The 6,722-nt window shown below is 73.9% G+C and carries 5 protein-coding genes; 3 read left to right on the top strand and 2 right to left on the bottom strand.

Translation table 11 applies throughout. From position 1 onward, the window contains the following. A partial coding sequence (locus ACI8AC_RS25030) for a GNAT family N-acetyltransferase (protein ID WP_456900568.1) occupies window positions 1-356 on the top strand: 356 nt, incomplete at its 5' end. 32 nt (window positions 357-388) lie between these two features. Here ACI8AC_RS25030 and ACI8AC_RS25025 read toward each other — a convergent pair. Beyond that, entirely contained in the window at window positions 389-793 is a 405-nt protein-coding gene (locus ACI8AC_RS25025) for a PaaI family thioesterase (RefSeq protein ID WP_456900567.1), read from the bottom strand. A 111-nt stretch (window positions 794-904) separates the two neighbouring features. Between ACI8AC_RS25025 and polA the strand changes: the two genes are divergently transcribed. Next, entirely contained in the window at window positions 905-3,646 is a 2,742-nt protein-coding gene (polA, locus tag ACI8AC_RS25020; protein ID WP_456900566.1) for a DNA polymerase I, read from the top strand. A gap of 129 nt (window positions 3,647-3,775) precedes the next feature. Here the strand turns inward: polA and ACI8AC_RS25015 are convergent, their stop codons facing one another. Further along, window positions 3,776-4,624: a class I SAM-dependent methyltransferase gene (locus ACI8AC_RS25015; RefSeq protein ID WP_456900565.1), complete on the bottom strand. Its 849-nt coding sequence runs from the start codon at window positions 4,622-4,624 to the stop codon at window positions 3,776-3,778. A 216-nt stretch (window positions 4,625-4,840) separates the two neighbouring features. On the opposite strand from ACI8AC_RS25015, the gene rpsA reads away from it, so the two are divergent. Continuing rightward, window positions 4,841-6,304: a 30S ribosomal protein S1 gene (rpsA, locus tag ACI8AC_RS25010; protein WP_456900564.1), complete on the top strand. Its 1,464-nt coding sequence runs from the start codon at window positions 4,841-4,843 to the stop codon at window positions 6,302-6,304. Window positions 6,305-6,722 lie beyond the last annotated feature (418 nt).

The raw sequence follows: 6,722 nt of genomic DNA, 5'->3' as shown, positions 1-6,722 counted from the left end.
ACTACTTCTGTTGGTTGCAGTTGACCGTTCACAACGTGTTGTTCCACCGCAACAACCGGCGCTGCGGGGCCGGCCCCGCGCTCCTGGGTGCGGCCGTCCGTTACGCCGAGGAGGTCGGCGCCGACCACGTCGTCGCGTCGGTCGGCGGCCACGAGGCCGAGCGGCAGCGCTTCTTCGCGCGGATGGGGTTCGCCCCGCTCACCACACGGCGCATCGTCCCCCGGGAGACCCTGGCCCGCGCACTGGCGGCCTGGCAGCGCGGCGGGGTGCTCGTGCCCCCGCCCCGCCGGCCGGTGCTGCGCCGCCGGGCGGTGAGCCGCGTCCAGCCGGTGCTGGGCGCCGCCGCCGAGGCCTGATCGGCTCCTGCGGCGACGTCGCCGCCCGCTGGTCAGGCGTCGGCGAGCAGGCAGGTGAGCCGCGCGGTCGCCGTCGTCCGGCCCTCGTCGTCGGAGACCTCGACCCGGAAGGTGGCGAGGGTGCGCCCGCGCCGCGCCGGCGTGGCGACCGCCGTCACCCAGCCCCGCGTCGCGGCCCGCAGGTAGCTGACGTTGAGCTCCACGCCCACGCACCGCCGGCCCGGTCCGGCGCCGATCGCCGCGGCCCACGACCCCACCGTCTCCACCAGCGCGCACGTCGCGCCGCCGTGCAGCAGCCCGGCCGGCTGCTGGTTGCCCTCGACCGGCATGCGGGCGACGAGGTGGTCCGGGTCGTGGTCGAGGATCTCGATGCCCAGCTTCTCGTCCAGGGGGCTCACGAGGCCGGGCGGCAGCCAGTCGGGTCGGGTGAGGGACACGGGGGCACGGTAGCCAGCGGCGGCCCCGCTCCCGGGCCGGCCCCGGTGCAGGGACCCGGCGCGAGCTCGCGAGCGTCGGGGGGCACCGGGGTCCTTCTAGGATCAGGCGCGATGTCCGCCTCGGTCTCCGCCCCCGCCCCCGCCGCCCCGACCGCAGGAGCCGGGGCGCGCCCGCGGCTGCTGCTGCTCGACGGCCACTCCCTGGCCTACCGCGCGTTCTTCGCCCTCCCGGTCGAGAACTTCTCGACCACGACCGGGCAGCCCACGAACGCCGTCTACGGCTTCACGTCGATGCTGATCAACGTGCTGCGCGACGAGCAGCCCACCCACCTCGCCGTCGCCTTCGACGTGGGGCGGAAGACGTTCCGCAGCGAGATCTACGCCGAGTACAAGGCCAACCGGGCCGACAGCCCGACCGACTTCCGCGGCCAGGTCAGCCTCATCCAGGAGGTGCTGGGCGCCCTGCACGTCCCGGTCATCACGGCCGAGGGCTACGAGGCCGACGACGTCATCGCCACCCTCACGGTGCAGGCCGTCGAGCAGGGCATGGACGTGCTGATCTGCACCGGTGACCGCGACGCCCTCCAGCTGGTCAACGGGCACGTCACCGTGCTCTACCCGCGCAAGGGCGTCTCCGACCTGACCCGGTTCACCCCCGAGGAGGTCGAGGCCAAGTACGGCCTCTCGCCCGCGCAGTACCCCGACTTCGCGGCGCTGCGGGGCGACCCCAGCGACAACCTGCCCAGCATCCCCAGCGTGGGGGAGAAGACCGCGGCCAAGTGGGTGCGGGAGTACGGCTCCCTCGACGAGCTCGTCGACCGGGTCGACACCGTCAAGGGCAAGGTGGGGGAGAAGCTGCGCGAGCACCTCTCCTCGGTCCTGCAGAACCGCCGGCTCACCGAGCTGGACCGGTCGGTGCCGCTCGACCTCGGCCCCGCGGACCTCGCCGTCCGCGCCTGGGACCGCAACGAGGTGCACACCCTCTTCGACAACCTGCAGTTCCGCGTCCTCCGCGACCGGCTGTTCGCGACCCTGAGCAGCGCCGAGCCCGAGGTCGAGGGCGGCTTCGACGTCAGCGTCGACGAGGTGCCCGCCGGCGGCCTGGGCGACTGGCTGGCCGCGCACGCCCGCACCGGCCGCACCGGCGTGGTGTTCCGGGGCAGCTGGGGCCGCGGCACCGGTGAGCTGACCGGCATGGCCCTGGCGGCGGCCGACGACCACACCGCCTTCGTCGACCTCGGCCCGGACCTCGACGCCGGGGACGAGCAGGCGCTGGCCGCCTGGCTGGCCGACCCCGGGGCACCCAAGGTCGTCCACGAGGTCAAGGGGCCGCTGCTGGCGATCTGGGCGCGCGGCTGGGAACTCGCCGGCGTCGTCAGCGACACGGCGCTGGCCGCCTACCTGGCGTTGCCCGGGCAGCGCTCGTTCGACCTGGCCGACCTCGCCGTCCGGTACCTGCGCCGCGAGCTGGTGGACTCCGCCGCCGAGGAGGCCCAGCTCACCCTCGACGGGATGGGCCCGTCGGAGGAGGACGTCGCCCGCGAGGCCGCGCACGCCGACGTCCTCAAGGCCGTCGCGGTCAACGACCTCTCGGACGCCCTGGAGTCCGTGCTCGGGCAGCGCGGCGGCGACGCGCTGCTGGGGGCGATCGAGCTGCCGCTGACGCGGGTGCTGGCCGCCATGGAGTACCGGGGGATCGCCGCCGACCTGGACTTCCTGCGGGAGCTGCAGCGGGAGTTCGCCGAGGGCGTCGCGGCCGCCGCGGCCGAGTGCTACGCGGTGATCGGCCGCGAGGTCAACCTCGGTTCGCCCAAGCAGCTGCAGGCGGTGCTCTTCGACGAGCTCGGCCTGCCGAAGACCAAGCGGATCAAGTCCGGCTACACCACCGACGCCGAGGCGCTCACCTCGCTGCTCGCGCAGACCGGGCACCCCTTCCTCGAGCACCTGCTGCGGCACCGCGACGTCACCCGGCTGCGCACGGTCATCGACGGCCTGATCCCGATGGTCGACGACGGCGGACGCATCCACACCACGTTCCAGCAGACGATCGCCGCGACCGGCCGGCTGTCCTCGACCGACCCGAACCTGCAGAACATCCCCATCCGGACGGCGGAGGGGCGGCGGATCCGCCAGGCCTTCGTCGTCGGGGCCGGCTACGAGTCGCTGATGACGGCCGACTACAGCCAGATCGAGATGCGCATCATGGCCCACCTCTCCGGTGACGCGGGGCTGATCGAGGCCTTCACGTCGGGGGAGGACCTGCACTCCTTCGTCGCCTCGCGGGCCTACGACATCCCGATCTCCGAGGTCGACCCCGAGATGCGCCGGCGGATCAAGGCGATGAGCTACGGCCTGGCCTACGGCCTGTCGGCCTACGGGCTGGCCCAGCAGCTGCGCATCACCCCGGAGGAGGCGCGCGGCCAGATGCAGGCCTACTTCGAGCGCTTCGGCGGGATCCGCGACTACCTCGACGGCGTGGTCGACGACGCGCGGCAGACCGGGTACACCGAGACGACCCTCGGCCGCCGCCGCTACCTGCCCGACCTCACCAGCGACAACCGGCAGCGGCGCGAGATGGCCGAGCGGATGGCGCTCAACGCGCCGATCCAGGGCTCGGCCGCCGACGTCATCAAGGTCGCGATGCTGGGTGTGGAACGGGCCATCGAGGCCGAGGGGCTGCGCTCCCGCATGCTGCTGCAGGTGCACGACGAGCTGGTGCTCGAGGTGGCGCCGGGCGAGCGGGAGGCGCTGGAGGCGCTCGTCCGCCGGGAGATGGCCGGGGCCGCACAGCTGTCCGTGCCGCTCGAGGTCTCGGTCGGCTCCGGCCCCAGCTGGGACGCCGCTGCTCACTAGACCCGACGGGACGAGGCCCGGTGCCGGCACGTCCGGCAGGCGCGCGGGTGCCGGGACCACCTCACCGTCCACCTCAGGTCGAGGGTGAGGGTGTGCCGGGGACGGGACCGGCGCGGGTGGCCCGGTGGCTCACCCCGGGCGGCTGCAGACGAGGACGAGCGTGCCCGGCACCAGCGCGCCGCGGCCGGGGGACCACTGCCCCCACTCCTGGGTCCGGCCGGGGGTCCACTCCGGCTCGAGCAGGTCCTCGAGCACCAGGCCGGCACCGACGACGGCCCGCACCCAGTCCCCGACGGTGCGGTGGTGCTCGACGTACACGGCCGTGCCGTCGTCGTCGGTCTCGACGTAGGGGCGGCGGTCGAAGTAGGAGGACTCGACCCGGAGGTCCTCCGGGTCGGGCGAGTCGGGGAACGGCCAGCGCAGCGGGTGGTTCACCGACGCGACGAAGCGCCCGCCCGGGCGGAGCACCCGCGCCACCTCGGCCAGGGCCCCCCGGACGTCGGCCACGAACGGCAGGCCGCCGAAGGCCGAGCACGCGAGGTCGAACGCCGCGTCGACCACCGGCAGCGCGCCGACGTCGGCCTGCACGAGCGGGACGGGGATCCCCGTCGACCGGTTGAGCCCGGCGGCCCGGGCCAGCATGCCCGCGGAGAGGTCCAGCGCGACCACGTCGGCCCCGGCCCGGCGCAGCCAGCGCGCGCACGGCGCGGACCCGCAGCCCACCTCGAGCACCCGGCGGCCGCGGACGTCGCCGAGCAGGTGCGCCTCGGACTCCCGCAGGCCCTCGGGGCACCAGAGGAACTCGACGTCCCCGAGGTCGGCGCCGTGCTCGGCGAGGTAGGCCGGCGCCGCGGCGTCCCACCACCGCCGGTTGGCGCGCCGCGACTCCGCCGTCCCCGCCGCGCGCCGGGCGACCCCGCCGGGGGCCGGGTAGCCGTCGGAGCCGAGGGGTAGCGGGGGCGGTGGGTGGGCGGGCATGACACGCCGATCGTGACACGCCGCACGCCCGGGGGCGGTCGACGCCCCCGGTGGACCCGTCCCCCCGCTGCTCCGTACCATGGGGGTGCGCCAGAGGTCTGTCAGTGCTGCACCCATCGGGGTTCGGCGCGCGCCGGCTCTCCACCGCCCACCCGCGGTCACCCGGCCGCGGGTCGTCCTGTCCCTACGCACCCCCCGTCCGGAGCACCCGACCACATGACCTCCACCCAGGTCCGTCCTAGCAGCACCCCGCAGGTCGCCGTCAACGACATCGGCACCGCGGAGGACTTCCTCGCCGCCATCGACCAGACGATCAAGTACTTCAACGACGGCGACATCGTCGAAGGCGTCATCGTCAAGGTCGACCGGGACGAGGTCCTGCTGGACATCGGCTACAAGACCGAGGGCGTCATCCCCTCGCGCGAGCTGTCCATCAAGCACGACGTCGACCCCAACGAGGTCGTCAGCGTCGGCGACGAGGTGGAAGCCCTCGTCCTCCAGAAGGAGGACAAGGAGGGCCGCCTGATCCTGTCCAAGAAGCGCGCCCAGTACGAGCGCGCCTGGGGCACGATCGAGGCGAAGAAGGAAGCCGACGAGGTCGTCACCGGCACCGTCATCGAGGTCGTCAAGGGTGGCCTCATCCTCGACATCGGCCTGCGCGGGTTCCTCCCCGCCTCGCTGGTCGAGATGCGCCGCGTCCGCGACCTGCAGCCCTACGTGGGCCGCGAGCTCGAGGCGAAGATCATCGAGCTCGACAAGAACCGCAACAACGTCGTGCTCTCCCGGCGGCAGTGGCTCGAGCAGACCCAGTCCGAGGTCCGCAGCGAGTTCCTCAACAAGCTCGCCAAGGGCCAGGTCCGCACCGGCGTCGTCTCCTCGATCGTCAACTTCGGTGCCTTCGTCGACCTCGGCGGAGTCGACGGCCTGGTGCACGTCTCCGAGCTGTCCTGGAAGCACATCGACCACCCGTCCGAGGTCGTCGAGGTGGGCCAGGAGGTCACCGTCGAGGTGCTCGACGTCGACCTCGACCGCGAGCGGGTCTCGCTGTCGCTGAAGGCGACGCAGGAGGACCCGTGGCGCCAGTTCGCCCGGACCCACCAGATCGGCCAGGTCGTGCCGGGCAAGGTCACCAAGCTGGTGCCCTTCGGTGCGTTCGTGCGCGTCGACGAGGGCATCGAGGGCCTGGTCCACATCTCCGAGCTGGCCGAGCGCCACGTGGAGATCCCGGAGCAGGTCGTCCAGGTCGGCGACGAGATCCTGGTCAAGGTCATCGACATCGACCTCGACCGGCGCCGGATCTCGCTGTCGCTCAAGCAGGCCAACGAGGGTGTCGTCGGCGACGAGGAGAGCTTCGACCCGGCCGCCTACGGCATGGCCGCGTCCTACGACGAGCAGGGCAACTACATCTACCCCGAGGGCTTCGACGCCGAGACCGGCGAGTGGCTCGAGGGCTACGAGGAGGCCCGCGAGACCTGGGAGCGGCAGTACGCCGAGGCCCAGGCCCGCTTCGAGGCGCACCGGAAGCAGATCGCGGAGGCGCGCGCCGCCGACGCCGAGGCCGCGGCCGGTGGCAGCTACTCCAGCGGGGACGCCGAGCCCAGCAGCGACACCTCCGGTGGCACGCTGGCCAGCGACGAGGCCCTCGCGGCCCTGCGGGCCAAGCTCGCCGGCGGCGAGTGACGCCCGGCTGACGGCGCGCCCGTCGCGCTGAGACGCGGAGAGGCCCAGGACCCCGAGGGGTCCTGGGCCTCTCTCGTGTTCCCTCCCATCCCCGAGGAGGGACGTGCGGAGGCCCCGCGGACGAGGGCGTCCCCGGGGTCTCCCGTCGGACCCGTCAGGCCCGGCCGCCTGCAGGGTCCCGCAGGCCCGGCCGCCTGCGAGGGGGAGCGGCCCCGTCCGGGTCATCCCCCGAGCGCTGCCAGGGGTGGGCCGGACGGCGCCCTCTCACAGGCTGAGGATGATCGCGAACGCGGTGCGCGGCCGGCCGCCGGAGCCGGCGAGGAACTGCCAGGTGGGGGGGGGGGGCCGGGGCGCCCACGCGCCCACCGGCCCGCCCCCCCGACGCGGGCGGTGGGCCGGGTAGGGGGCGGTACACTCC

Source organism: Geodermatophilus sp. SYSU D00758, from assembly GCF_054049955.1.
Note: the sequence above shows the minus strand (reverse complement) of the source record. Positions and strands in the feature narration are given on the sequence as shown.

Excerpts from the sequence above, each read along its gene's own strand:
- polA (WP_456900566.1), top strand. The coding sequence starts at position 905 with ATGTCCGCCTCGGTCTCCGCCCCCGCCCCCGCCGCCCCGACCGCAGGA.
- ACI8AC_RS25015 (WP_456900565.1), bottom strand. The coding sequence starts at position 4,624 with ATGCCCGCCCACCCACCGCCCCCGCTACCCCTCGGCTCCGACGGCTAC.
- rpsA (WP_456900564.1), top strand. The coding sequence starts at position 4,841 with ATGACCTCCACCCAGGTCCGTCCTAGCAGCACCCCGCAGGTCGCCGTC.